This is a genomic window from Bradyrhizobium sp. AZCC 1578 (assembly GCF_036924675.1).
Lineage (GTDB): Bacteria > Pseudomonadota > Alphaproteobacteria > Rhizobiales > Xanthobacteraceae > Bradyrhizobium.
This window is the reverse complement of record NZ_JAZHRZ010000001.1, coordinates 4,316,273-4,340,006: the sequence shown is the minus strand read 5'-3', so window position 1 is coordinate 4,340,006 and position 23,734 is coordinate 4,316,273. Positions and strand designations below refer to the sequence as shown.

The 23,734-nt window shown below is 63.1% G+C and carries 24 protein-coding genes; 10 read left to right on the top strand and 14 right to left on the bottom strand.

The genetic code is table 11. The features are described from left to right. Positions 1-103 precede the first annotated feature (103 nt). A complete protein-coding gene (gene cobS / locus V1290_RS20665; protein ID WP_065746623.1) occupies positions 104-1,102 on the bottom strand; it encodes a cobaltochelatase subunit CobS in 999 nt (332 codons plus the stop codon). Between the two features lie 290 nt (positions 1,103-1,392). On the opposite strand from cobS, the gene V1290_RS20660 reads away from it, so the two are divergent. Beyond that, positions 1,393-2,052 carry a DedA family protein gene (locus V1290_RS20660; protein WP_334366116.1) on the top strand — a complete coding sequence of 220 codons (660 nt, stop codon included), beginning with the start codon at positions 1,393-1,395 and terminating at the stop codon, positions 2,050-2,052. Here V1290_RS20660 and V1290_RS20655 read toward each other — a convergent pair. Continuing rightward, positions 2,010-3,227, bottom strand: a complete 1,218-nt coding sequence (locus V1290_RS20655) for a citrate synthase family protein (protein ID WP_334366115.1) — start codon at positions 3,225-3,227, stop codon at positions 2,010-2,012. The two genes, V1290_RS20660 and V1290_RS20655, sit on opposite strands and share 43 nt — an antisense overlap. 73 nt (positions 3,228-3,300) lie before the next feature. Between V1290_RS20655 and V1290_RS20650 the strand changes: the two genes are divergently transcribed. Continuing rightward, complete coding sequence (locus tag V1290_RS20650; protein ID WP_334366114.1) at positions 3,301-4,392, top strand: citrate synthase/methylcitrate synthase; 1,092 nt, start codon at positions 3,301-3,303, stop codon at positions 4,390-4,392. Positions 4,393-4,561: 169 nt separating this feature from the next. On the opposite strand, the gene V1290_RS20645 is transcribed toward V1290_RS20650, so the two are convergent. Continuing rightward, entirely contained in the window at positions 4,562-5,209 is a 648-nt protein-coding gene (locus V1290_RS20645) for a J domain-containing protein (RefSeq protein WP_065746619.1), read from the bottom strand. Between the two features lie 109 nt (positions 5,210-5,318). Between V1290_RS20645 and V1290_RS20640 the strand changes: the two genes are divergently transcribed. Beyond that, positions 5,319-5,594 carry a BolA family protein gene (locus V1290_RS20640; protein WP_334366113.1) on the top strand — a complete coding sequence of 92 codons (276 nt, stop codon included), beginning with the start codon at positions 5,319-5,321 and terminating at the stop codon, positions 5,592-5,594. Positions 5,595-5,803: 209 nt separating this feature from the next. Next, complete coding sequence (locus V1290_RS20635) at positions 5,804-6,217, top strand: hypothetical protein (RefSeq protein WP_334366112.1); 414 nt, start codon at positions 5,804-5,806, stop codon at positions 6,215-6,217. Between the two features lie 24 nt (positions 6,218-6,241). Here V1290_RS20635 and V1290_RS20630 read toward each other — a convergent pair whose 3' ends face one another. The 3 genes from V1290_RS20630 to V1290_RS20620 all read right to left on the bottom strand — a co-directional run bounded on the left by V1290_RS20630 (position 6,242) and on the right by V1290_RS20620 (position 9,427). Next, the gene (locus tag V1290_RS20630; RefSeq protein ID WP_334366111.1) at positions 6,242-7,594 is read right to left on the bottom strand and encodes a hemolysin family protein; all 1,353 of its coding nucleotides are present in this window, start codon (positions 7,592-7,594) and stop codon (positions 6,242-6,244) included. A 61-nt stretch (positions 7,595-7,655) separates the two neighbouring features. Continuing rightward, complete coding sequence (gene aroB / locus V1290_RS20625; protein WP_334366110.1) at positions 7,656-8,798, bottom strand: 3-dehydroquinate synthase; 1,143 nt, start codon at positions 8,796-8,798, stop codon at positions 7,656-7,658. Next, a complete protein-coding gene (locus V1290_RS20620) occupies positions 8,795-9,427 on the bottom strand; it encodes a shikimate kinase (RefSeq protein ID WP_334366109.1) in 633 nt (210 codons plus the stop codon). The genes aroB and V1290_RS20620 overlap by 4 nt, the downstream gene beginning before the upstream one ends. A 142-nt stretch (positions 9,428-9,569) precedes the next feature. Between V1290_RS20620 and V1290_RS20615 the strand changes: the two genes are divergently transcribed. After that, complete coding sequence (locus V1290_RS20615) at positions 9,570-9,716, top strand: histidine kinase (protein ID WP_334366108.1); 147 nt, start codon at positions 9,570-9,572, stop codon at positions 9,714-9,716. A gap of 4 nt (positions 9,717-9,720) precedes the next feature. On the opposite strand, the gene V1290_RS20610 is transcribed toward V1290_RS20615, so the two are convergent. Continuing rightward, positions 9,721-10,302: a TetR/AcrR family transcriptional regulator gene (locus tag V1290_RS20610; RefSeq protein ID WP_334366107.1), complete on the bottom strand. Its 582-nt coding sequence runs from the start codon at positions 10,300-10,302 to the stop codon at positions 9,721-9,723. A 106-nt stretch (positions 10,303-10,408) separates the two neighbouring features. Between V1290_RS20610 and V1290_RS20605 the strand changes: the two genes are divergently transcribed. The 5 genes from V1290_RS20605 (at position 10,409) to V1290_RS20585 (ending at position 16,048) form a co-directional block, all read left to right on the top strand. After that, a complete protein-coding gene (locus tag V1290_RS20605; protein ID WP_334366106.1) occupies positions 10,409-11,452 on the top strand; it encodes an SDR family oxidoreductase in 1,044 nt (347 codons plus the stop codon). A 96-nt stretch (positions 11,453-11,548) separates the two neighbouring features. Further along, positions 11,549-11,959 (top strand): nuclear transport factor 2 family protein, encoded by a 411-nt coding sequence (locus tag V1290_RS20600; protein ID WP_334366105.1) that lies wholly within the window; start codon positions 11,549-11,551, stop codon positions 11,957-11,959. 164 nt (positions 11,960-12,123) lie between these two features. Then, on the top strand, positions 12,124-13,083 hold the full coding sequence (gene xerD, locus V1290_RS20595) for a site-specific tyrosine recombinase XerD (protein WP_334366104.1): 960 nt from the start codon (positions 12,124-12,126) through the stop codon (positions 13,081-13,083). Positions 13,084-13,307: 224 nt separating this feature from the next. After that, on the top strand, positions 13,308-14,270 hold the full coding sequence (locus V1290_RS20590; protein WP_334366103.1) for an acetyl-CoA carboxylase carboxyltransferase subunit alpha: 963 nt from the start codon (positions 13,308-13,310) through the stop codon (positions 14,268-14,270). A gap of 293 nt (positions 14,271-14,563) precedes the next feature. After that, positions 14,564-16,048 (top strand): L,D-transpeptidase family protein, encoded by a 1,485-nt coding sequence (locus V1290_RS20585; RefSeq protein WP_334366102.1) that lies wholly within the window; start codon positions 14,564-14,566, stop codon positions 16,046-16,048. A 60-nt stretch (positions 16,049-16,108) separates the two neighbouring features. On the opposite strand, the gene V1290_RS20580 is transcribed toward V1290_RS20585, so the two are convergent. The 7 genes from V1290_RS20580 to V1290_RS20550 form a co-directional block, all read right to left on the bottom strand. Next, entirely contained in the window at positions 16,109-16,810 is a 702-nt protein-coding gene (locus V1290_RS20580; protein ID WP_334366101.1) for a branched-chain amino acid ABC transporter ATP-binding protein, read from the bottom strand. Then, positions 16,803-17,537, bottom strand: a complete 735-nt coding sequence (locus tag V1290_RS20575) for an ABC transporter ATP-binding protein (RefSeq protein ID WP_334366100.1) — start codon at positions 17,535-17,537, stop codon at positions 16,803-16,805. The genes V1290_RS20580 and V1290_RS20575 overlap by 8 nt, the downstream gene beginning before the upstream one ends. After that, complete coding sequence (locus V1290_RS20570) at positions 17,524-18,561, bottom strand: branched-chain amino acid ABC transporter permease (RefSeq protein WP_334366099.1); 1,038 nt, start codon at positions 18,559-18,561, stop codon at positions 17,524-17,526. Before V1290_RS20570 ends, V1290_RS20575 begins: the two co-directional genes overlap by 14 nt. 64 nt (positions 18,562-18,625) lie before the next feature. Next, the gene (locus tag V1290_RS20565) at positions 18,626-19,846 is read right to left on the bottom strand and encodes a substrate-binding protein (protein ID WP_334366098.1); all 1,221 of its coding nucleotides are present in this window, start codon (positions 19,844-19,846) and stop codon (positions 18,626-18,628) included. 4 nt (positions 19,847-19,850) lie between these two features. After that, positions 19,851-20,708, bottom strand: a complete 858-nt coding sequence (locus V1290_RS20560; RefSeq protein ID WP_334366096.1) for a branched-chain amino acid ABC transporter permease — start codon at positions 20,706-20,708, stop codon at positions 19,851-19,853. Positions 20,709-20,744: 36 nt separating this feature from the next. Then, positions 20,745-22,259: an amidase gene (locus tag V1290_RS20555; protein WP_334366095.1), complete on the bottom strand. Its 1,515-nt coding sequence runs from the start codon at positions 22,257-22,259 to the stop codon at positions 20,745-20,747. A 155-nt stretch (positions 22,260-22,414) separates the two neighbouring features. Beyond that, the gene (locus V1290_RS20550; protein ID WP_334366094.1) at positions 22,415-23,599 is read right to left on the bottom strand and encodes a substrate-binding domain-containing protein; all 1,185 of its coding nucleotides are present in this window, start codon (positions 23,597-23,599) and stop codon (positions 22,415-22,417) included. Positions 23,600-23,734 lie beyond the last annotated feature (135 nt).

Genomic DNA, 23,734 nt, shown 5'->3' with positions numbered 1-23,734 from the left:
CAGGGACCCATAATCACCAGCGGTCGTCAATTCACCCGACGTTGGCAGCATCCTTCCATCGAAAGTCCTCGGCGTATGGGTTCCGCTTTCGCGGGAACGACAGCTACGAAAGCGCCACGTTCACCGAACTCTCGGGCAGCTCCTGGTTGAAGCAGCGCTGATAGAATTCGGCCACCAGCGGCCGCTCCAGTTCGTCACACTTGTTGAGGAAGGTGACGCGGAACGCGAAGCCGATATCGCCGAAGATGTCGGAGTTCTCGGCCCAGGTGATCACGGTGCGCGGGCTCATCACCGTCGACAAATCGCCATTGGCGAATGCGTTACGGGTGAGATCGGCCAGCCGCACCATCTTGTTGACGATATCGCGACCTTCCTGGGTGCGGTAGTGATGCGCCTTGGCCAGCACGATCTCGACTTCCTCGTCATGCGCCAGATAGTTCAGCGTGGTGACGATCGACCAGCGGTCCATCTGGCCCTGGTTGATCTGCTGGGTGCCGTGATAGAGGCCCGAGGTGTCGCCGAGGCCGACCGTGTTGGCGGTCGAAAACAGGCGGAACGCCGGGTGCGGCTTGATCACTTTGTTCTGGTCCAACAGAGTCAGGCGGCCGGAGACTTCCAGCACGCGCTGGATCACGAACATCACGTCGGGGCGGCCGGCGTCGTATTCGTCGAACACCAGCGCGATGTTGTGCTGCAGCGCCCAGGGCAGGATGCCGTCGCGGAATTCGGTGACCTGCTTGCCGTCCTTGATGACGATCGAGTCCTTGCCGACCAGATCGATACGGCTGATGTGGCTGTCCAGGTTGACGCGCACGCACGGCCAGTTCAGCCTTGCGGCGACCTGCTCGATATGGGTCGATTTGCCGGTGCCGTGGTAGCCGGTGACCATGACGCGGCGGTTCTTGGCGAAACCGGCGAGAATCGCGAGGGTGGTGGCGCGGTCGAAGCGGTAGTCCGAATCCACTTCCGGCACATGCGGGTCGACTTCGGAATAGGCCGGCACTTCGAGGTCGCTGTCGATACCGAAAACCTGCCGGACCGACACCTTCATGTCGGGCAGTCCGACGGGCTCCGAAACTTTGCTCATGGCGGCGGTCGTCATCAATCCTCCGAGGTCCCGGGCGTTCCCGAAACCAGATCTGTCGAATGGCTGCGGATGGGGGCTAACGCGAACCTAGCAGAGAGCAGGGGCCGGCAGAAGCCCGCGGCGCAATCAAAGTTCCATTGCCTTATCATTGAGATAAGCCATCTCTCAGGTTTTTGGAGGGCTGCTCTGCGAATCACGCCGCACTTTTGCCGCCTTGGCCACCCGCCAAGCGCATAACCGGCACTTTCAACCCCTGCCCGGGCTTGGTAGCTCTGAGTTCAGCCCACCTATCGGACAGCAAGGTTGTGACTTCCTTCCTCGATCCCGTGATTGCAGTCGTATCGGCCCATCCGTGGCTGGCCTACCTGACGCTATTTCTGGCGGCCTTTTTGGAAGCGATCCCGGTCGCAGGCGCGCTGGTGCCGGGCTCGACCATCATCCTTGCGCTGAGTGCGCTGGTGCCCGGCGGCGAACTGAAGCTGTGGGGCGTGCTGGCGGCCGCGATCGCCGGCGCCATACTCGGCGACGGCTCGGCGTTCTGGGCCGGCCATCGCTCGCAACGCGAAATTCTGGGCGCCTGGCCGATGTCGAAATATCCAGGCGTGATGGCGCAGAGCGAGACGTTCTTCCACCGCTGGGGAACGCTGGCGGTGTTGTTCGCGCGCTTTGTGCCGCCGATCCGCGCCTTCGTACCGGTCACGGCCGGCGCGCTCGGGATGTCGCCGGCAGTTTTCTTCGGCGTCAATATTCCCGCGGTACTCGCCTGGGCTTTGGCACATGTACTGCCAGGCGTGCTCGCGGTCTCGGCGTTACATGAATATGCCGGTCTGCCGCATCACCAACACACCGGCAAGCATCTGTGGATTCTGGCCGTGTTCGCGGCGGCGATCATCGCGCTCGGCGTCTGGACGCTGCGCCGCCGTCAGGCGCGGACGGGGCTCCGTCCCGGTGCGGGGCCGACATAGCGCGCGCGGGGCCGGATCAGCCGGCCATGACGCAATTGCTCGCAGGCATGCGCGATCCATCCGACCGTTCGCGCCATGGAAAACAACACCAGTTCATGGCCGGTCGGCAGGCCGAGTGTGTGCACCAGCACCGCAAGGGCATAGTCGATATTGACGAACTCGCCGGTCGCTTCGGCGATCCGCTCCGGGATTTCGTGGGTAAACTTGCGGTCCGCGCCCGAGCGTGCCAACGCCTCCAAGAGCGCCCACGCACGGGGATCGCCATGCTTATAGACCCCATGACCAAAGCCCGCGAAGCGTTCGCCGAGCGCGACGCGCTCGCGGATGACGGGGGCGACCTCGCCACTGGCAAGCGTCTTCAGAAGCTGCGCCGCCAGCACGCCGGCGCCGCCGTGCTTCGGGCCTTTCAGCGCGACGAGACCGGCGATCATGGCATCGTAGAGATTTAGCCCGGTCGAGGCCGCGCAGCGCACCGTGAAGGTCGAGGCATTCAGCTCATGATCGGCCAGCAGCACCAGCGCGCGGCGGATCAGATCGGCCGCGTGCTTGTGCTCCGGCGCCCAGGCGCGTGCGATCTGCAAGTGAAGCGGCTTTGCCGAGAATTTGGCGTTCAGCATGGTCGCGACCACGAGGCGCATGATGCGGCCACCCAGCATCGCGCGCTCTTCGTCGGCGCGGGTGAAGGCCCGCGGGTCAGCCCTGGCGGCGAGCGCCAGCACGGCGATGGCGCGATCGATCGCATTAGCCCCACGTGCGGCCTCGGCCACTGCGCGCATTTCGTCCGACACAACGGGACAATTGTTCTGATCGAAGGGATCGACGCCCGTCACATCCCACAACAGCGTCGCGGCATGTTCGAGCGTGTCGCGCTCGGCGAGATCGATGCAGTTGACACCGCGATAGATCGCGCCGTCCTCGGTGATGGTTGCGACGGCTGAGTCCATGACCGGCAGATCGGCGTCGAAGCTGCGCAGGCCGCGCGGCTCCGGCGACGGCGCGCGCCGCTCTTTCAGCGTGCGGACGTCCTCGGCCCGGTAGCGGTGGCTGCGAGAATCCTCCGCTGGTTCCGACCGGATCAAGCCACGGCTCACATAGGCGTAGAGGGTTGCCTGGGAGATCGCGAGTTCGGCGGAGGCCTCGCGGGCCGAGAGGTAAAGGCCGGAGGATTTTTTCATATTGATTTACATAATCAAGATTGATCAAGTTGTCGAGGGACCCGACCTTTGCAGGAGGCAAAGGAGAGCCCTCATGAACATGCAGATTTCCAAGACCCCGATCGGCCTCGACGGCATTCCGGCCGCCGAAACCGTCCTCAGCCATGTCGACGGCGAGCGCGGCGAACTGATCATAGCCGGCGAACGGGTCGGCGACCTCGCGGGCAAGTCGAGTTTCGAAGGCGTCACCGCGCGGCTGTGGAACGCCGCAATGGGAACCTCGCTCAACGAAGCCAATGTGCGCTCAAGGCTCGGCGCGGCACGGGAACGCTCATTCGCTCGGCTACCCGAATTGCTGCCGGCAACGCGTGGCATGTCGATTGTCGACGGCTTTCGCGCAGCCGTTGCCGGCCTGCGCGGCGAAAACGGACTTGAGCACGAGGCGACCATCGTCGGCGCGTTGCCTGTGATTGCCGGCGCGCTGCTGCAGCGGGCCAAAGGCGAGGACCCGATCGCGCCCGACCCGACCATTGGCCATGCCGCCGACACGCTGTCGATGCTGCGCGGCCGCAAAGCCGAACCGCGCGAGATCACCGCGCTGGACACCTACTTCGTCACGGTGTGCGACCACGGCATGAACGCGTCGACCTTCACGACGCGCGTCGTAGCCTCGACGCAAGCGGATTTGTTCGCAGCCGTCACGGCCGGCTATTGCGCCCTGACCGGGCCATTGCATGGCGGCGCCCCTGAGCCGGTGCTGGAGATGCTGGATGCGATCGGCTCGACCGAGCGCATCAAGCCGTGGGTCGACAGCGCACTGGCCCGCGGCGAGCGGTTGATGGGATTCGGCCACCGCGTCTATCGCGTCCGCGACCCGCGCGCAGACGTGCTCAAGCGCGCGATCGAGCGGCTCGCAGGAGGCGGCACCGATCTGCCGTTCGCGGGCGAGGTCGAGGCCTACATCCGCGACGCATTGCGGCGGAAAAACCCCGACCGCCCGCTCGACACCAATGTGGAATTCTTCACCGCAATCCTGCTCGACGCGCTGAAAATTCCGCGACAGGCGTTTACGCCGATCTTTGCGGTGGCGCGCGCCGCAGGCTGGACCGCGCATGCCCGCGAGCAGCAGCGTGGCGGCCGGCTGATCCGGCCGAGTTCGGCGTATGTCGGGCCGATGCCAGGGTGAGCGGGACCAAAACTTCGTGCAAGGCAGCAGCGGAGCCAAAATCTCCGCTGTCGTCCCTGCGAACGCAGGGACCCATACGCCGCGGCCCGTGGATAGGGCATACGGGTAGACAGCTTTCTCTATCGATTACTGCCGGTGGTTATGGGCCCCTGCGACGATGAATAGCGCGCTACGCCCGTACCACCGTCTTCAAATAATTATACGCCTTGATGATCTCGATCAGGCGGTCCTCGGTGGAGCGGTCGCCGCCATTGGCGTCGGGATGGTGCTGCTTGACCAGCGCCTTGTACTTGGCTTTGACGTCATCGAGCGTTGCCTCGGCGGAAAGCCCCATCACCTGCAGCGCCTTGCGCTCGGCGTTCATCACCTTGCGCGTCTCGGCCTTGGCCTGCGCGCCCGGGCCGGGTCGCCAGCGGCCGCGGCCGTTGAGTTCGGAGAACATGCTGAACGGATCGGCGGCGCCGTCAAAGTCCTCGGCACTGGGCTGCTTGCCCTTTTTGCCGGCGGTGTTGGCGCCCATCTTCCAGGTCGGGCGATGGCCGGTCAGCGCATCCTTCTGGTAGCGCGCGACGGCATCGGCGTTCATCCCCTGAAAGAAATTGTAGGACTGGTTGTATTCGCGCACATGGTTGAGACAGAAGTGCCAGTACTCGCGGGAATTCTCCCGGCCCTTGGGCGCCCGGTGCGGGCCCTTGTTCTGGCAGCCCGCCCACTCGCACATGGCGGCTTCCTCGCGCGCCTGCGCCTGCTGCTTCGCACTCAGCTTGTTGGGCTTGATGCGAATGGAATCGAAGAACTTGGATGAATCAATCGGCATGGCTGACTTTGACTACGCAATGCGCAAGGCTTCAAGTCTTGACATTGCGAATACCTCTATTCGGATGTGCCATTGACCGGAAGCCGACACAGAATTATCTGCCACCATCATGAGCACCAGGGACATTATCATAAACAAGTTGCGTGAAGCTTTCTTGCCAGAAAGCCTCGACGTCGCGGACGAATCTCATCTGCATGAGGGCCACGCCGGCCACAGGCCTGGAGGCGAGACGCATTTCAGGGTTTATATTGTGTCTCCGGCCTTCGAAGGGAAGAGCCGCGTTGAACGCCACCGCATGGTAAACACGGCGCTTGACGCGGAACTCAAGGGCTCCGTCCATGCACTCGCCATCAAGGCGCAGGCGCCCCGGGAAGGTCAGGGCTGAAGAACCCAACCCGATCTTGAAGTGCGCCGACAGGCCGAAGACCTGTGGCTTTTGCTCAAGATCGCGCAGACGGCACAACCGTTTTGATCTATCTGTTGACTGCCAGGGCGATGGGCGCAGTTCCATCCGAACCGGGCCGTAGCGGCCCCAATCTCATCGCCGCTCGATAGGGTCGTCCGATGCAGCATTGGGTACGCTTCAGATGGGCCGTGGCCGTGATAGTCCTGGTTGCAGTCTCGTCAACCAAGGCACACGCGCTGGACATGCCGAGCCCCTTTGTCCAGGAAGTGCTGATCAAGAGCATTCTCGTGACGCTCAACGACGCGGTGGCATCGGACAATTTCACGGTCCTGCACGCCAAGATTTCAAAGCCGTTCCGCGATCAGTTTCCGCCCGACAAGCTGCGGGCTGTCTTCAAGGACCTGGTCGAGAAGCACGCCGTGTTCGACGCGATCGTCGCCCGCCCGGTCATTCCGGAGGAGGACGCAAAGATCGATGACAAGGGCGTGCTGCGCCTGAAGGGCCGCTTCGACACCACGCCGAAAAAGGTGAAGTACCAGCTCGGCTTCATTTCCTCCGACGGCCAATGGAAGCTCAGCGGCGTCACCATCGATATTGAATAGCTGACGCCGTTATGGCGCCGACTTTCAGAACGCCGTCCCTGCCCGCTTCGGCTTCGGATACTCCGCGTCGGTTTCGCGCGGCAACGGCGTGATCTTCAGCGCCGTAATACGGTTGCGCTCGCGGCGAAGTACGCGGAAACGGCAGCCGTGGAAGGTAAAATTCTGGCCGCGTTCGGGAATCGAGCGCGCCTCGTGAATCACGAGGCCGGCGACCGTTGTCGCCTCCTCGTCGGGCAGATCCCAGTTCATGGCGCGATTGAGGTCGCGGATCGGCACGGAGCCATCCACCACCACGGAGCCGTCGGCCTGGACGCGGACGCCGGCGACCACGACGTCATGCTCGTCGGAAATGTCGCCGACGATCTCTTCCAGAACGTCTTCCAGCGTCACCATGCCTTCGACCTCGCCATATTCGTCGACGACGAGCGCGAAGTGGGTTTTGCGGCGGCGGAACGCCTTCAACTGTTCGGACAGGGGCCGCATCTCCGGCACGAACCAGGGCGGCAGCATGATCGCCGAAACGTCGATGCGCGAGGTGTCGCCTTCGGACGCACGGATCGCGCGCAGCAGGTCCTTGGCGTGCAGCACGCCGATGATGTTCTCCGGCTTGTCGCGCCACAGGGGGATGCGGGTGTACTCGGTCGCCAGCACCTCGCGCACCAGTTCATCCGGCGGCAGGTCGGCATTGATCATCACCATCGCGGTGCGATGCACCATGACATCAGATACGGCGAGATCGCCGAAGCGGAAGACATTGTGGATGTACTCGGCCTCGCCGCTTTCGATGCCGCCGTGCACGGCCGATTCCTCCACGAGGCCCTCGATCTCGGAGTCGGTGAGGATTTCGTGCTGGGAGGATTCCTTGACGCCGAACATGCGCAGGATCCCGCGGGAGGCGGCGTTGAGCAGCCAGTTCAGCGGATAGAACACCAGATAGGACAAATAGAGCGGGTACGCGATCCATTGCGAGACCGGCGTCGGCTGGCGGATCGCAAATGTCTTCGGCACCTGCTCGCCGATCACGATGTGCAGCGAGGAGAACACCAAAAAGCCCGCCAGGAACGAGACGAAGTGCAGCGTACGTTCCGACATTCCGAGCGGGACAAGCAGCGGCTCGAGCAGCGCCGAAACGGTGGGCTCGCCGACCCAGCCGAGACCGAGGGAAGCCATGGTGATGCCGAGTTGGCAGCAGGCGAGATAGGCCTCGATATTGCCCATCATGCCATGCAGCAAGTGCGCGCCGAACCGGTCCTGCTCGACCATCGCCTTGATGCGAAACCCGCGGCTCTTGACCAGCGCAAACTCGGCGGCCACGTAAAACGCGTTGGCGGCGAGCAGCAAGATCGCCAGCAGCAGATTGAACGCGGTCGAACTCATATATTCCTCGTGACGGCTCCGGCCCCGCGCAACGCTTGCGTCAAGCCGCCCGATAATCCCGTCATCCCGACAACTTCTGTTGCAGGAAATCGCGAACCAGCGCCGGCTCGACGTCGTTTGCAACCACCGCGCGGCCGATCGCCTGCATCAGGATGAAGGTCAGCTTGCCGCGCTTGACCTTCTTGTCCTGCGCCATCAGCGCCATCAGGGCGTCGGCATCGGCCAGCCCTTCCTGGGCAAAGCCTGCGATGTCCTGCAAATGGGTCGGCAGGCCGACGGAAGCAAGATGGCGCTCGACCCGGGCGGCATCGGCCTCGGAGATCATGCCGAGTTTCGCCGAAAACTCCGCCGCCAGCACCATGCCGACGGAGACGCCCTCGCCGTGGAACAGGCGGTCGGAAAAGCCGGTCGCGGCCTCCAGCGCATGGCCGAAGGTGTGGCCGAGATTGAGCAGCGCGCGGTCGCCATTTTCGCGCTCGTCGCGGGAGACGATCGCGGCCTTGGCGCGGCAGGAGGTTGCAATCGCGTGCTCGCGTGCCGCGCCCCCGGAAAAGACGTCGGCATGGTTGGCTTCGAGCCAGGTGAAAAAGGCTTCATCGCCGAGCACGCCATATTTGGCGACCTCGGCGTAGCCGGCGCGGAACTGGCGCGGCGACAGCGTGTCGAGCACCGACGTATCGGCGATCACCAGCACCGGCTGATGAAACGCGCCTAGCAAATTCTTGCCCTGCGGCGAATTGATGCCGGTCTTGCCGCCGACCGAGGAATCGACCTGGGCCAAAAGCGAGGTCGGCACCTGCACGAAATCGACACCGCGACGCAGGATCGCCGCCGCGAAACCGGCGAGATCGCCGACCACGCCGCCGCCGAGCGCGATCACCAGATCGTTGCGCTCGATCTTCGCCGCGATCAGCGCTTCGGAGACCTTTTCGAGACCGGCATAGGTCTTTGACACCTCGCCTTCCTCGACGATCACGCGTGACATCGGGATGCCGGCTTCGGTAAGCGAGCGCTCGGTTTGCTCCAACCAGTGCTTTGCGACGGTGCGGTCGGTGACGATGGCGGTTCGCACGCCAGGACGCAGCGCAGCAACGCGCGCGCCGAGCGTATCCAGCACGCCGCGGCCGATCACGATGTCATAGGCGCGGTCGCCGAGGGCGACGTCGACCGTGATGTCGGCGGAATGTTTCAGCGGCGCAGTCATGGCGTGACGTTCATCCCGTCGGTTGTTGGCTGGGCGGCCGGGGCGCCGGCACACAGCCGGGCGCGCAGGGCCTCGATGCATTCGTCGACGATTCGGTCGTGCGGCACGTCGCGAGACAGAATGGTCACGTCGGCGCTCCGGTAGACCGGCTCGCGCGCTTCGAGCAGACGGCTGACGGTGGCAGTCGGATCCTCGGTCTGCAGCAGCGGCCGGTCGGCGCGGCGCCTCACGCGCTTCATGATGACGTCGACGTCCGCCTTGAGCCAGATCGAGACCGCCTTGTCGCGGATGCGATTGCGGGTGTCCTCGCGCATAAAGGCGCCGCCGCCGGTGGCGATCACGGCGGGGCCGCTGTCGAGCAGCCGCGCAATCACCCGCGCCTCGCCGTCCCGGAAATGCGGCTCGCCGTGGGTTTCGAAAATATCCGGAATCGACATCCCGGCGGCCGCCTCGATCTCGATATCGGCGTCGAGAAATGGCAGCCGCAGCCGCGCCGCCAGCCGGCGGCCGATGGTCGACTTGCCGGCCCCCATCATGCCAACCAGCACAACCGAACGCCGTCCCAGGGCCGACATAATGTCGGCCTCCTGGGGGGCGCTCGCCTGGGCCGGTGCGACGGTCTCGGACATCAAAAAGCTCTGTGGTTTTGCGGATTTCCACCGCTTCGTGACACCTATACTACCCCGACTGACGCAGTTGCCAGAGACTCTTGCCACGGCGAAGGGAACATGTTGGATGATTTCATTGGTTAATTCGCCGCCCTGAGCCCCTATGCCCAGCTTGTTCCGCTTTCTGACGGTCGTCGGCGTGATAGCCGGGGTGATCTATGGCGTGGTTTTCGCGCTGGCGAATTTCGTCAATCCAAGCCCCCGGGAAATGACGGTTACCATTCCCGCAGACAAGTTCCTCAAGAGATAGCAAGTTAGCGACTCAGCGCTTTGCGCAGTAGACGCAGGAACAGCCGCGTATCTTCGAGCAGATCGTGGCCCGCCACTTGCGCGTCCTTGATACCCTCCATGGCCGCAACAATGATGGCGGCTACATCGGCAGGCGTGGCATGCAGAGCATCCAAGGTGATCGCACCTGTCGCCTGCGCATTGGTTAGCGCTTGGGCAAGGAGGGCCACCAACTCGGCGCGCGCCGCCAGCGTGACGTCTCGGGCCAACGCCATGTTTGTTTCGAACAGTTCCGCCGCGTCGCCGCTGCCGGTGAAAGGCGCGATTAACTCGCGCTGGAAGGCGGCAATTGCCGCCTCAATCCGACTGAAAACATCGCCGTCACCAGCGAGCGCGGCTTCGACCTTTCGCATCGCCCGGGCGTGCGCCCGCGCCGACCCCGCCCGAAACAGTTCTTCTTTGCTGTTGAAGCTTAGATAGAGCGCCGCGCGAGACATGCCCGCGGCGCGCGCGATGTCGGCCATAGACGTCTTGCGAAAACCGTGACGGACAAAGACCGGGAGCGCCGCGTCGAGAATAGCCTCAGATTTTTGGTCGCTCTGATTCATCCGAGACAGATTGACAGCATTTGTCTAATCCGTCAAAAGACGATTAGACAACAACTGTCCACCTGTCTAATAACGGCCATCGGTAGCCCTAAAGGATCGCATCGACATGCCTAACAAGTTGAATGATCCCGCGGCCGCTACGGTGCTCGTCACCGGCATCGGCGGATTTCTCGGCGGACATATCGCGAGGCAATTGCTGGCGAGCGGCTTTCGCGTTCGCGGCACCGTCCGTAGCCTTACCGCCTGTGACCGGATCAGGAGCCAGCTTGGTGTCGCCGCGCCCGCTCACGCCGAGGCGCTTAGCTTTGTTCAGGCCGATCTTTGCTCCGATGCCGGTTGGGATGCCGCGGTAGATGGGTGCCGCTATGTCATCCACGCCGCCTCGCCGTTCCCGGCGGGCCTGCCAAGGGACGCGGAAGAATTGATCGAGACCGCGCGAGACGGCGCGCTACGAGTGCTGCGCGCGGCCCATCATGCCGGTGTCGCGCGTGTGGTGCTGACATCCTCGGTCGCCGCTACCAATCATGGCAACGGTCAGGCTCCCTATACCGAGAGCGACTGGACTAATCCGACCAGCGCGCGGGCCACGCCTTACTACAGGTCGAAAACGCTGGCCGAACAGGCGGCGTGGACCTTTGCCAAGGAGACCGGACTCGATCTGGCCGTCATCAACCCGGGCATGATCTTCGGTCCGCTGCTTAGTCCGCAATACGGCACATCGGTCGGGCTGATCCAGCAAATGATGAGCGGCAAGCTGAAGCGCGTCCCGCGCTTCGGCTTCGCGGTCGTGGACGTGCGTGATGCGGCCGATGCCCATATCCGCGCCATGACCTGTCCGGATGCCTCCGGCCAGCGCTTCATCATCGGCGGAGGATTTTTCTGGTTGAGAGAACTGGCCGCCGTGCTGGCAAAATCGTTCCCAGCCTATGCTCCCGATTTGCCCGGCGGCGAAGTGCCGAACTGGATGGTGAGGGCAATGGCTCCGTTTAGCCCGCGTTCGCGCATGATCATTCATGAACTCGATCGCGACCTCAGCGTAAGCGCGGCCAAGGCGCATCGCGTGCTGAACTGGAGACCGCGGCCCGACGAGGACTGCATTCGCGCCAGCGCACAAAGCCTGATCGACTATGGCCTGATCACCAAGGCGTAGAGCGGCAGCCCCGTTACTCGCGCAATCAGGGTCAACCCGCAGGTTGCGCCGTCGCAACGCATTCTAATCCTCCCCTTACAGAATTGGACAACACCGATGCCAACGCACACCACCGACATGGACGGCTCGCCGGAAGCCGAGCACATCCGCAACGCCGAACGGTCCCGGCTTCGCGCCCTCGTCGCCGGCGACATGGAGGCGGCAGGGCCGCTTCATGCGTCGGAGTTCCAGTTGATTACGCCGATCGGAATGCCGCTATCCAAGGACGAATATCTGGGTGCGATCACGAGCGGCCAGATCAAATATCTCATGTGGGAACCCGGACCTATCGCCGTGCGGCAGCACAAGGGCCATGCCGTGATCCGGTATCGCGCCAGGCTCGAGATCGTGTTCGGTGGCCACCAGGTCGCACCCGGCGAATACTGGCACACCGACACTTACGAATATCGCGACGGGCGGTGGATGGTCGTCTGGTCGCAGGCCACGGCGATCAGTCAAATGTCCTAGAGACTTTCGGTTCTGATTGAATCAGAACCGGGCTGCTTTGACGCATTTTCTTAACGCGAACCGGTGTCCACTTCGCTTGAAAACGGTCTGGCCTTCCGAACGCTGCGTCCAGGCGCGTGTTTGAAAAGCCTCCGTCCTGCCCGGATCATGCGGTATCATAGCGAATGCGCACGACACCCTCCGACGCGAAACTGATCAACCTGTTCCTCGACATGCTCGCGGCGGAACAGGGGGCGGGCGACAATACGCTCGACGCATATCGGCGCGACCTCACAGATTTCTCCGAATTTCTCGGGCAAGCCGGCCAGAACTTTACCCGTGCCGGGACCGACGTGCTGCGCGACTACCTCGCCGATCTCGACACCCGCGGCTTCAAATCCTCCAGCGTGGCGAGGCGGCTGTCGGCGATGCGGCATCTGTTCCGCTTCCTGCTCAACGAGCGCATCCGCACCGATGATCCGGCGGCGATCCTGTCCGGCCCGAAGCGCGGCCGCGGGCTGCCGAAGGTGCTGTCGATATCGGATGTCGACCGCATGCTGACGCGAGCCAAGCAATTGACCGAGGCCGAGAACGGCTCGCCGCAACAGCGGCTGCGCGCGATGCGGCTGTATTGTCTGCTGGAAGTGCTCTACGCCACCGGCTTGCGGGTCTCGGAGCTGGTGGCGCTGCCGCTATCGGCCGCACGGCGCGATGCCCGCATGATCATGGTGCGCGGCAAGGGCAACAAGGAACGGCTGGTGCCGCTCAACGAAGCCTCAAGGCAGGCGATGGCCGGTTATCTCGCCGCCATGGAAGCGCTCAGGCCCGAGAAGAAGAAAAACGCCGCCGTATCGAAGTGGCTGTTTCCCTCCTTCGGCGAGAGCGGCCATCTGACGCGCCAGCACTTTGCGCGCGATTTGAAGGAACTGGCGGCGGCGGCAGGCCTCGCGCCGCGGCTGGTCTCGCCGCACGTGCTGCGCCACGCCTTTGCCAGCCATCTGCTGCATAACGGCGCGGACCTGCGCATCGTGCAGACCCTCCTCGGCCACACCGACATCTCGACTACGCAAATCTATACCCATGTGGTCGAGGAACGGCTGAAGAGCCTCGTGCGCGACCTGCACCCGCTGGCGGAGAAGTCGTAGTCGTCCCTGCGAAACGCAGGGATGACAGGTAGATGAACTCCCGCCTTGACTTCCGCGGCTTCTCCCCTGAAACAGCCATCCCGCCCGCGGCCTTGTTTGGCGCGCTTTCGGCAAACCGGGCTATCCGGACCGAGATGCACGCTAAGTCATTGAAGATGCGTGCTTTCCTGAGGTGAATCGAAAACCGCTTCGCCTCACAGCGCGTTGTTACCTATATTGTCTTGATGCCGGAACAGATGCGCAGCTATCTCGACTTCGAAAAACCAGTCGCCGAACTCGAGTCCAAGATCGACGAATTGCGCGCGCTGGCGGCGTCCGGCAGCGACATCGGCGACGAGATTGCGCGCATCGAGGACAAGGCGTCCCAGGCGCTGGCCGATCTCTACGCCAATTTGACGCCGTGGCAGAAGACGCTGGTGGCACGCCATCCGCAGCGCCCGCACTTCACCGATTTCGTTAATGCGCTGATCACGGACTTCACGCCGATGGCGGGCGACCGCAAATTCGGCGAGGACGAGGCCCTGATGGGTGGCTTCGGCCGCTTCCGCGGCGAGAGCATCTGCGTCGTCGGCCAGGAAAAGGGCGCCTCGACCGAGGGTCGCATCAAGCATAATTTCGGCATGGCCCGGCCTGAAGGCTATCGCAAAGCCGTGCGGCTGATGGAGCTGGCCGATCGTTTCGGCATTCCCGTGCTGTCGATCGTCGATTCCGCCGGCGCCTATCCTGGCATCGGCGCTGAGGAACGCGGCCAGGCGGAAGCCATCGCGCGCTCCACCGACGCCTGCCTATCGCTCGGCGTACCCAATGTCGCAATCGTCACCGGCGAAGGCATGTCCGGCGGCGCGATCGCCATCACCACCGCGAATAAGGTCTTGATGTTCGAACACGCGATCTACAGCGTGATCTCGCCGGAGGCGGCCTCCTCGATCCTGTGGCGCGACGGCACCAAGGCGCAGGAAGCTGCCACCAGCATGAAGATCACCGCGCAGGACATGCTGCGATTCGGCGTGATCGACCAGATCCTGAAAGAGCCCGCCGGCGGCGCCCATCGCGATTCTGCCGCCATGATCTCGGCCACCGGCGATGCCATCGCGGAGGCCTTCAATGATCTCCGCAATCTCGACGCGGATGCTGTCCGCCGGCATCGGCGGCAGAAATTCCTCGATATCGGCCGCAAGCTCGGCTGATCGCTTCGTCCGTGTCTACGCCGCCTCGGTAAGTTCGCTCGAGCCTACTCGCCCCAATGGATTAACGACCTCTAAACGGCCATTATTTTCGCCAGCGCGCATGATTCGGCCGCAATTAGGCCCCGAGCCCAGTCTTTAGTTTTTGTTGACCATGCCTGCCGCGGCAGCCGCTGGACGGCGTCGTTCGGGTTGCGGCGCAGGGGGGCAATGGGTAGTATTTTAGACAATGGCTTCAGGGCATGTCGCTGTTGATTTGGGGTGCGAGAATGCCCGGTGGGTGTGGAGCTTAGCCTTTGATTAACCGCTCGCTGGTTCGCGCGCTCGTCACGTCGGCTGTCCTCGTGGGCGCAGGCGTGTTGATGGCCGGCTGCAACAGTGACGGCATCTCGCTGGCCAACAACGCCAAGGCCAACCAGCCAGTCCCGCCAAAACTGATCGCCGACATGACGGCGAAGGACATGGACCTGCAGTCCCCGATCCTGGTCCGGCTGTTCAAGCAGGAAGCCGAACTGGAGATCTGGAAGCAGGACCGCTCCGGCCGTTTCGCGCTGTTGAAGACGTATCCGATCTGCCGCTGGTCGGGCGATCTCGGCCCAAAGGTTCGCGAAGGCGACCGCCAGGCGCCGGAAGGCTTCTACTCGATCTCGCCGGCGCAGATGAACCCGCAGTCGGCCTATTACCTCTCCTTCAACACCGGCTATCCCAATGCGTTCGACAAAGCATTGGGGCGCACCGGCTCGCAGTTGATGGTGCATGGCGACTGCTCCTCGCGCGGCTGCTACGCGATGACCGACGAGCAGATTGCAGAAATCTATTCGCTGGGCCGCGAATCCTTCTTTGGCGGCCAGAAGTCGTTCCAGTTGCAGGCCTACCCGTTCCGGATGACGCCGGCCAATATGGCCAAGCACCGCAACAACCCGCACATGCCGTTCTGGAAAATGATCAAGGAAGGCAATGATCATTTCGAGGTGACGCGGCAGGAGCCGAAGGTCGATTTCTGCGAAAAGAAATACGTGTTCGATGCGGTCAAGCCGCCGGGCGCCACCAAGGACCCGGTGTTCGAGGCATCCTCCAAGTGTCCCGCCTATGCGATATCAGATGAAATCGCCGACGCCGTGCGCGAGAAGCAGGCGACCGATATTGCCGAGACCGCGCGGCTGATCGCAAAGGGAACGCCGATGGCGCGGATCAACACCGGCATCGACGGCGGCATGCACAAGGTGTTCGCCGCCCGCGTACCCGAAGGCAGCACCGGGCTTTCGGAGCCCGGCGACGGCTCAAGCCTGTCACTGATGGCACGCGCGCCAGGCACCGTTCCCTCCCACGTCAATCCGCCCAAAGCTCCGTCCGAAAACCTGCTGATGGGTCCGCCGGAGCAGCCGAAACTGGCCGCAGTACCGGCTGCTGCTCCTGCCTCTGCCCCAGCTTCGACGCGGGTCGCCAATGCGGCGCCGCCGACTGAGCAGAATGACGGTTTCTTCTCCAGCCTCGCCCGCAAGGTTGGCCTGGGCGGCGCAGCCGACGCCACCGCCAGCACGCCACCGTCCAAGCCGAAGGCGGCGACCGAGGCCAAGCAGCAGCCGCGTCCTGAAGCCGCCGCGCCGAAGACGACGACGGCAGCGAAGCCCGACGTCAAACACGCCGCTGCCAGCCGCCCGCCGCTGAAGCCGTCCGTGTCGGATACCCCGGCACCTGCCGCCAAGGACAATCAAGTCGCAGGCTCTGCACCGATCATGTCCACGAACTCGTTCGACAGCCGCTTCGGGGCGGTGAAGTAAGGCGCGGCAACACTTTCATAGCCGGATCAGCCATCGACGCCGATGCGCCTTCGGCGGACGCTACGGTGCGAGATAGCGCAACAATTCCGGATCGCTCCGCACCTCGCCAGCAGCGCCTTGCAGCGCCACCCTGCCGCGATCGAGCACATAGGCATAATCGGCGACGCGCAGCGCGAGATCGAGATGCTGCTCGACGATGACGACCGCGATCTGCTTGGCCAACTCGATGAGCCGCTCGGTGATCTCCTCGATCACACCGACCCATACGCCTTCGGTCGGCTCGTCCAGCAGCAGCAATTTGGGATTGCCAAGCATCGCGCGTCCGATCGCCAGCATCTTGCGCTCGCCGCCCGACAGCGTGCCGGCCGGCTGGTCGAGCCGCTGCCCGAGCTTCGGGAAGATGCTCAGGACCCGATCGACCGCCGTCGGATCAACGTTGAACAGCGAGCCGACTGCGAGATTGTCGCGCACCGAGAGCCGAGCGAACACCGCATGTTCCTGGGGCACGTAGCCGATGCCCGAGCGGACCCGCTCCTCGGTCCGGCGCCGGGTGATGTCACGGCCGTCGAAAAACAATTCACCATTCGAGCTCGCAAGCTCGCCGACGATCGTCTTCATCAGTGTGGTCTTGCCGGCTCCGTTACGGCCGAGCACCGCGACGCCGCCACGCCAGGGAATGCCGATGTTGACATCGAACAGGACCTGGCTGCGGCCATAACCGGCTTCGAGATGCCGTATGTCGAGAAATGTCTGTTCAGGCACGACGTAGATAAATCTCCTGGACGCTCTTGTTGGCCTGGATCTCGGCGACCGTTCCGGACGCGAGCACACGACCCTGGTCGATCACGGTCAGGCGGTCGCAGATATCGCGGATGAAATCCAGATCGTGTTCGACGATCACAAGCGAACAATGCTGCTTGATAGGCTGCAGGAGTTCGCCGGTGACGCGGCGTTCTTCCAGGCTCATGCCGCCGGTCGGCTCGTCCAGCAGCAGCAGCCGCGGCTTGGCTGCGAGCGCCATAGCGATTTCCAGCCATTGCTGCTGCCCGTGCGACAGCGCCGCGGCAGCATCATGCGCGCGATCGGCGAGGCGGAACTGGCTCAGCATCATCATTACCTGATCGTGCAGCACGCCGCGCGTGCGCGAGAACACCAGATCGAACAGCGAGGATTGCGCCTGCAGCGCCAGCAGGATGTTGTCGTACAGCGTCAGTGTCGGCAGCACGCTAGTGATCTGGAATTTCAGGCTCATGCCGGCGCGGGCTCGCTCGGTCGGCGACAACTGGGTGATATCGCGGTTGATGAAGGTGACCTTCCCTTGGGTCGGCATCTCGGCGCCTGCGACGCACTTCATCAGGGTGCTTTTTCCCGAGCCGTTCGGCCCGATCAGGCCGTGAAACTCGTTTTCGCCTATCGTCAGCGCGGCACCATCGAGCGCGGTGAGCTTGCCAAACACCTTGACGATGCCGGTCGCCTCAAGGAGCGGCATTGTGCTTCTCCTTCGGTCCCGCCCCAAAACTGCCGACGCGCTCGCGTTCGCCGAGCACGAAGCTGATCAGCCCGAGCGGGCGGAACAGGATCACCAGCAGCAGCAACACGCCGAGAAGGATAGGCCAGATGTCGCGATAATTGTCCGACAGCCAGAAGCTGACGCCCTCGATGATAACGGCGCCGATAACCGCGCCGATCAATGTGCCCGATCCGCCGAATAAAACGTAAAGCACGACCTGCGTCGAGATTACCACGCCGACCATATTGGGCCAGACGAAGCCCTCGTGAAATGCGTAGAGACTACCTGCAAGGCCTGCGATGGTGCCGCCCACGGCGAAAACAATCGCCTTCAGGTGTTGCGCCTTGTATCCGAAGAAGGCGATGCGCTGCTCGTTCTCGCGAAGCCCCGCCAGTGCCAGGCCGAACTGCGAGCGCACCAGGAAGCGGCACAGCAGATAGACGACAACCAGAGTGCCGAGCGCGAAATAGTAATAGACCGGTCCTTCGGTAACGTCGTAGTTACCGAGCGACATCGACGGAATCGAGGGAATGCCGTTCTGTCCGCCGAGATAGTACCAGCCGCGCGCCAGGCGGTCGGCCGCGTAGGATCCGGTCAGGGTACCGAGTGCAACGAAGATCACGCTGGAGGGATGCCGGCCGAGCAGCAGAAAGCCACCGAGCAGCAGCGAGGTGGTGAGCCCGATCAGCGTTCCCGCCGGCAGTACGAGAAAGATCGAGGTGATGTTGAGGTCGCGCGCCATCAGTGCAACGCCATAACCGGCCGACCCGAAGAACAGCGCCTGACCGAAGCTCATGATGCCGGCATATCCCCACACCAGATCGAACGAGAGCGCGAACAGGGCGAGAATAATGACGCGGGTAGCGAACACCGTGAGGTAGTCCTGCAGAACCAGCGGCAAGATCAGCGCAGCGATCAGCACCGCCCCTTCCACGATCGGGAGCACCTTCCGTCCCGCCGCCAGTCGCGCCGGCAATGCTCGATCCAATCCACCGTCAGCCATCGAAACGTCGGGCCCCCGACTCACCGTTGCGCGAAGGGCCTGCTTTGCTGCACCCATGGATCACTCAGCACTCCTTGGGATCGACGAGGCCGTCGCTGCGGCCCACGATCTCATAGTTCCCGCCTTTGGCAACGGCGGTATACATCTTCATCTTGCAGTGCCGCTTGCCCGGCACCATCTCGGCCGGTCCGCCCGGGCCTTCCGCGATCTTGGCGTGATCGAGCGCCGCGGCCACCGCATCGCGGTCGATCTTGCCGGCTTCCTTGACCGCCGCTTCCCATAGCTTCAGCCCGCGATAGGTGCCGGTCGCCGCGCTGCCGGCGGCGAACAGGAAATTGCCGGGGAAATCCTTCTCGTAGGCCGCCTGGATCTTGGCGCTGACCGGATCGTCCTTGGTCAGCGCCTTGAAGTAGTCAAGGCAGCTCGCAAGACCCTCGATCTCGCTGGCCTGATTGATGTTGAGCGTATTCTCGTCATAGTACACGCAGGCCAGCCGTCCCCCATTCTTCAGGAAGCCAGCCTCGTAGAGCTGCTTGAAGAACGGACCGACACCGGGAGGGATTACAGTGTTAAAGACGACATCGACCTTGTTGGAGATGATGCGGTTGACGGTGGCCGAGAAGTCGACCTGGTCGAGCGGGTAGTACTCCTCGAACACGACCTCGCCACCGCTGGATTCAATCACCTTGCGTGCATAGACGTTGAGCGTGTGCGGCCAGACATAGTTCGCGCTTGGCAGCGCAAACTTCTTGCCGCCATTCTTGATCAGCCAGGGTATGAACTCGTCGCATTGCTGCGCCGGAGTCGGGCCGGTGCAGAATAGATTGGCCGTGCATTCCTTGCCCTCGTAAAGCTGCGGATAGATGTACAGCGTCTTGCCGCGCGCCACGATCGGATCCTTGATCGCGTTGCGCATCGAACTGGTGATGCCGCCGAGCACCATGTCGACCTTGTCGCGCTGGATCAGCTTGCGAACGTTGCCGACGGCGACCGATTCGTTGGAGGCAGTATCCTCGATATATAGCTCGAGCGGCCGGCCGAGCAGGCCGCCGGCAGCGTTGATCTGCTTGATAACCATCTTCGCGACATTGGCGTCGGCATTGCCGGCATAGGCGATCGGGCCGGTCAGGTCGGTTGCGATGCCGACCTTGATCGGGCCTTCGGCGGCATTGGCCCAGTCGGGCCTGACCACCCAGCTACCGATCCCGGTCGCAATCGCGCCGGTCGTGAAAGCAAAGCCGCTGAGGAAACGACGGCGCGTCAAATCAAGGCGATCGGCAAACATGCGACTAAACCCCTTTTCCAGCGATGAGGCCTTGCGGCCGGAATTTGATGAAGACGATGGCGAGTAGGAAGACGAGAACGTCGGCGACCACGGGCGCCATGACCCAGGGTAGCGCCGCGCTGAGCGTTCCGATCAAGCCGGCTCCGGCGACCGGCCCGATAAACGATCCGACGCCGCCGACCATGACTGCGACAAAGCCCTGAATCAGGAACCGGATACCGAGGTCGGCGAACAAGCTGAACACGGGCACGATCAACGCGCCGGCAAGCCCCGCCAGCGCGGCGCCGAAGGCAAACGTGGCGCCGTAGATCAGGGGCGTCGAGATTCCCGACACCCGCGCCAGCGCCGGATTTTCCAACGTCGCGCGCACGCGAAGGCCGAAGCTGGTCCGCGACAGCAATAGATAGCAGCCGCCCATCACCAGCAGCGTGATGACGATGATCGTGAAGCGCCACGTCGAAATGTGCATCGTGCCGATATCGATCGAGCCGCCGATCGGCTCCGGCACGGTCAGATAGAAACCGCCGATCAGGCCGCGCACGCTTTCGCGGATGATCAGGCCGAGCGCATAGGTGCCAAGCATCGCCACGATGGGCGCGGCATAGAAGCGCCGGATGATGAGCGCCTCCAGCACGAAGCCGAGGCCGCCAACGATGAATGGCGCAGCCGCCATGCCCACCCAGATCGGAATCCCGCGGCTATGCGCCAGATAGGTGACGTAAGCCCCGAGCAGGACAAACTCGCCCTGCGCGAAGTTGAATATCCCCATCATGCTGGCGATGATCCCGAGCCCGAGCACGACCAGCACGATGATCGCGCCAAAACTCAGGATCTCGAACGCCGCAACGAAGGTGCTAGCCATGCCTTGCGATCCAACCGGCCCGCGACAAAACGCCGCTCACATTTTCTTCCAGTCGCCGATTTGCTCGAAGGCGTGCGCGGCGCGATAGATCGTGGATTCCTCGAACAGCCGGCCGACCAGCATCAAGCCCACCGGAAGACCGTCCACCATGCCGCAGGGCAACGACATTGCGGGATGATGGGTGATGTCGAATGGCGCGGTGTTCGAAATCATTTCCAGCGCGCGGGCGACGTAGTCTTCGCGGCTGGCATTGGCCGGCGGCAGCGGCGTCGCCTTCATCGGCGTCGTTGGCAGCAGCAGCAGATCGTAGTCCTTGAAGGCCTTGTCGTAGGCAGCGGTCAGCCGCCTGGAGATATTGAGCGCCTTGCCATAGTAGCGCGGGCCGAAATTGTTGTTGATGTAGGTGCCGAGCAGCAGGAACAGCTTCGTGGTCTCCGACAGCGAGTCGGCTTGCCGGCGCCAGCCTCGATGGAAATCCATCAGCGACGTCGAATAGAGATCGCCACGGCTCAGCCCGTAGCCGTCGCCATACATCATGGTCTGCGTCATGCCTTCGGTGCCGATCGGCGTCCAGATTGCAGGGCCGGTCAAATGCATCGGGATCGAGACCGTCTCGACCGAGGCACCGAGATCGCGGAAGCGCTTGGCCGCTTCGCGCACGCTCTCATTCACCGCAGCTTCCGCCATTGGCTGCTCGAAACCTTCCTTGAGTATGCCGATCCTCATCCCTTTGACGCCGCCGCCGAGTGCCTTGGTATACTCCTCGACCTTCGGCGCCTTGATGCGCGGATCGTAGCCGTCGTCGCCGGCGATCACCTCCAGCAACAACGCGTTGTCGGCCACCGTTGCCGTCATCGGCCCGGTATGGTCGACGAAAATTTCGATCGGCATGATACCGGTGTACGGAACCAGTCCCCAGGTCGGCTTCATCCCGTATGTGCCGCAGAACGAGGACGGCATCCGGATCGAACCGCCCTGGTCACCGCCGATCGCCATGTCGACCTCGCCAAGCGCAACGACGACGCCGCTACCCGACGAAGAGCCGCCGGCCGAATAGCCCATCTTGTGCGGATTGTGCACAGGTCCCACCGCGTTGGTGTGACTGCCGCCGGACATGCAGAAGGATTCGCAGTGAACCTTGCCGGCGATTTCGGCGCCCGCGTCCAGCATCCGCGTGACGATGGTGGCATCGAAATCGGGCACGTAGCCTTCCAGCGTGGCCGATCCGTTCATCATGGGCACGCCGGCCAACATGATGTTGTCCTTCAGCGCGACCGTCTTGCCCTTAAGCTTGCCGGAAGCGGCGCCTTTCACGGTCGACTTGCGGTACCAGGCGTTGCGCGGGTTCTCTTCCGGCAAGGGGCGGTAGCCGGGGGTGCGCGGATACTTCACTTCCGGCAGCTCGTCCGGCATCGCTGCGACGAGATTGTAGGCATCGATCGAACCTTGCATCAGACTGCGGAACGAAGCGACGTCCTCGTCGGTGAGTGACAGGCCGCATTGCTCGGCGACGGCGCGAAGTTGCGTTGGTGTTGGAAGGACGACTGACACGACGCTCTCCTGAAGCTTTTTGATCCCTGGGCGTGCAGCCGGCGGCCCGCTTATCGCGTGCGAACCGTGGCCTTTGCGCAGGTATTCAAAACGGAAATATTTTCCTTTTCAAGCATTATTTCGGATTTCGACTGAATAAGATTGTTCCGTCGTTGCTAGATTGCCTTGATCACCTTGAAATCGAGGCCATCGGCCTCGGCGAGATACATCTGCATCCGAACACGACCATCACGGACGATCACCGGTCCGCGTGCGCCGCTATAAACGACATTGCGCCCCGCCGCGAACAAGGGCGCCATCGCCAGCGTGCCGGCCTGGTTGGCCGCGGCTTCAAGAAATCGCAACCCTTCATAGTTCGATTGACCGAGCGAGCCGATCGGCGGGGCATTCGGACCGAACATCGCGCGATAGCCGCCCATGAATTCGTCATTGGCGCGCGAGCCGACACAGGGGAAGTAGCCGGACGCGCAGAACAGGTTCTCGCTGTTGTCGGCGCCGATGCCGAGCAACACGGTTTCGTCCATCGCTCCGGCGAACCGCAGCATGGTGGCGGCGAGCCCGGATTCGCCGAAGGCGCGATTGAAGGTGATGCTGTCGGTTCCGATCAGGGAGATCAGCACAACGTCGGGCCGCGCGGCGCGGATGCGCGCCAGATGCGGCTCGTGATTGTCCTCACCGAGCGGGACGAACTCCTCGCCGACAACGTGGCCGCCGGCTTCCTTGATGTACCGCTTCACCGCGCGATGCGACTGCCAGGGCCAGACATAGTCGCTGCCTATCAGATACCAGCGCGCGGCCTTCTTGACCTCGCTGAGCCAATGGATCGACGGTCGGATCTGCCAGCGCGGCGTCTCGCCGATCGCCATCACGCCCGGCGTCTGTTCGCCGCCTTCGTAAACGGGGGTGTAGACATAGGGCACGCGGCCACGTGTAATCTTGCGCAGAGCCACGCGGACTGCACTGGTGTGCAAGCCAACGATGAGATCGACTTCGTCGAACCCGATTGCCTGCTCGGCGCGACGCAGGACGTCGTCGAGCGGCCCGCCTGCATCGTAGATCGAAAGCTCGATCTCGCGTCCAAGGATACCGCCGCGCTTGTTGATCTCCGCGACCGCAAGCTGCGCACTGCTCGTGGCGGATGGGCCCCAAACCCCGGGAGAGCCGGTGCAGCATATGAAGCCCCCGATCCGAAGCCTGTTCCCGGCGCCGCGCCGCCTGAAGAAGGCATGATCGTCCGGCGACAAGGCGCGATCATCCGCTGCCGCCGACAGGTTTCGAAACAGCAACTGCGGCGGAAACGTAGGGCCGCCTGAAGCCGGGAAGTTTACCGTCGAACGCACGCCAACTCCTGTCTGGCACCAGACCAAAACACACATCCCGCGGGCGGCCGCGGCATCCGCCCTTCTTAGTTGGAGAAATAGCTTATTGGAAAATATTGAATATTCAACAATTGAAGTGCATATAGAAACGGCACT

Excerpts from the sequence above, each read along its gene's own strand:
- cobS (WP_065746623.1), bottom strand. The coding sequence starts at position 1,102 with ATGACGACCGCCGCCATGAGCAAAGTTTCGGAGCCCGTCGGACTGCCC.
- V1290_RS20655 (WP_334366115.1), bottom strand. The coding sequence starts at position 3,227 with ATGAAAAAATCCTCCGGCCTTTACCTCTCGGCCCGCGAGGCCTCCGCC.
- V1290_RS20650 (WP_334366114.1), top strand. The coding sequence starts at position 3,301 with ATGAACATGCAGATTTCCAAGACCCCGATCGGCCTCGACGGCATTCCG.
- V1290_RS20645 (WP_065746619.1), bottom strand. The coding sequence starts at position 5,209 with ATGCCGATTGATTCATCCAAGTTCTTCGATTCCATTCGCATCAAGCCC.
- V1290_RS20640 (WP_334366113.1), top strand. The coding sequence starts at position 5,319 with ATGAGCACCAGGGACATTATCATAAACAAGTTGCGTGAAGCTTTCTTG.
- V1290_RS20630 (WP_334366111.1), bottom strand. The coding sequence starts at position 7,594 with ATGAGTTCGACCGCGTTCAATCTGCTGCTGGCGATCTTGCTGCTCGCC.
- aroB (WP_334366110.1), bottom strand. The coding sequence starts at position 8,798 with ATGACTGCGCCGCTGAAACATTCCGCCGACATCACGGTCGACGTCGCC.
- V1290_RS20620 (WP_334366109.1), bottom strand. The coding sequence starts at position 9,427 with ATGTCCGAGACCGTCGCACCGGCCCAGGCGAGCGCCCCCCAGGAGGCC.
- V1290_RS20615 (WP_334366108.1), top strand. The coding sequence starts at position 9,570 with ATGCCCAGCTTGTTCCGCTTTCTGACGGTCGTCGGCGTGATAGCCGGG.
- V1290_RS20610 (WP_334366107.1), bottom strand. The coding sequence starts at position 10,302 with ATGAATCAGAGCGACCAAAAATCTGAGGCTATTCTCGACGCGGCGCTC.
- V1290_RS20605 (WP_334366106.1), top strand. The coding sequence starts at position 10,409 with ATGCCTAACAAGTTGAATGATCCCGCGGCCGCTACGGTGCTCGTCACC.
- V1290_RS20600 (WP_334366105.1), top strand. The coding sequence starts at position 11,549 with ATGCCAACGCACACCACCGACATGGACGGCTCGCCGGAAGCCGAGCAC.
- xerD (WP_334366104.1), top strand. The coding sequence starts at position 12,124 with ATGCGCACGACACCCTCCGACGCGAAACTGATCAACCTGTTCCTCGAC.
- V1290_RS20590 (WP_334366103.1), top strand. The coding sequence starts at position 13,308 with ATGCCGGAACAGATGCGCAGCTATCTCGACTTCGAAAAACCAGTCGCC.
- V1290_RS20575 (WP_334366100.1), bottom strand. The coding sequence starts at position 17,537 with ATGCCGCTCCTTGAGGCGACCGGCATCGTCAAGGTGTTTGGCAAGCTC.
- V1290_RS20570 (WP_334366099.1), bottom strand. The coding sequence starts at position 18,561 with ATGGCTGACGGTGGATTGGATCGAGCATTGCCGGCGCGACTGGCGGCG.
- V1290_RS20565 (WP_334366098.1), bottom strand. The coding sequence starts at position 19,846 with ATGTTTGCCGATCGCCTTGATTTGACGCGCCGTCGTTTCCTCAGCGGC.
- V1290_RS20560 (WP_334366096.1), bottom strand. The coding sequence starts at position 20,708 with ATGGCTAGCACCTTCGTTGCGGCGTTCGAGATCCTGAGTTTTGGCGCG.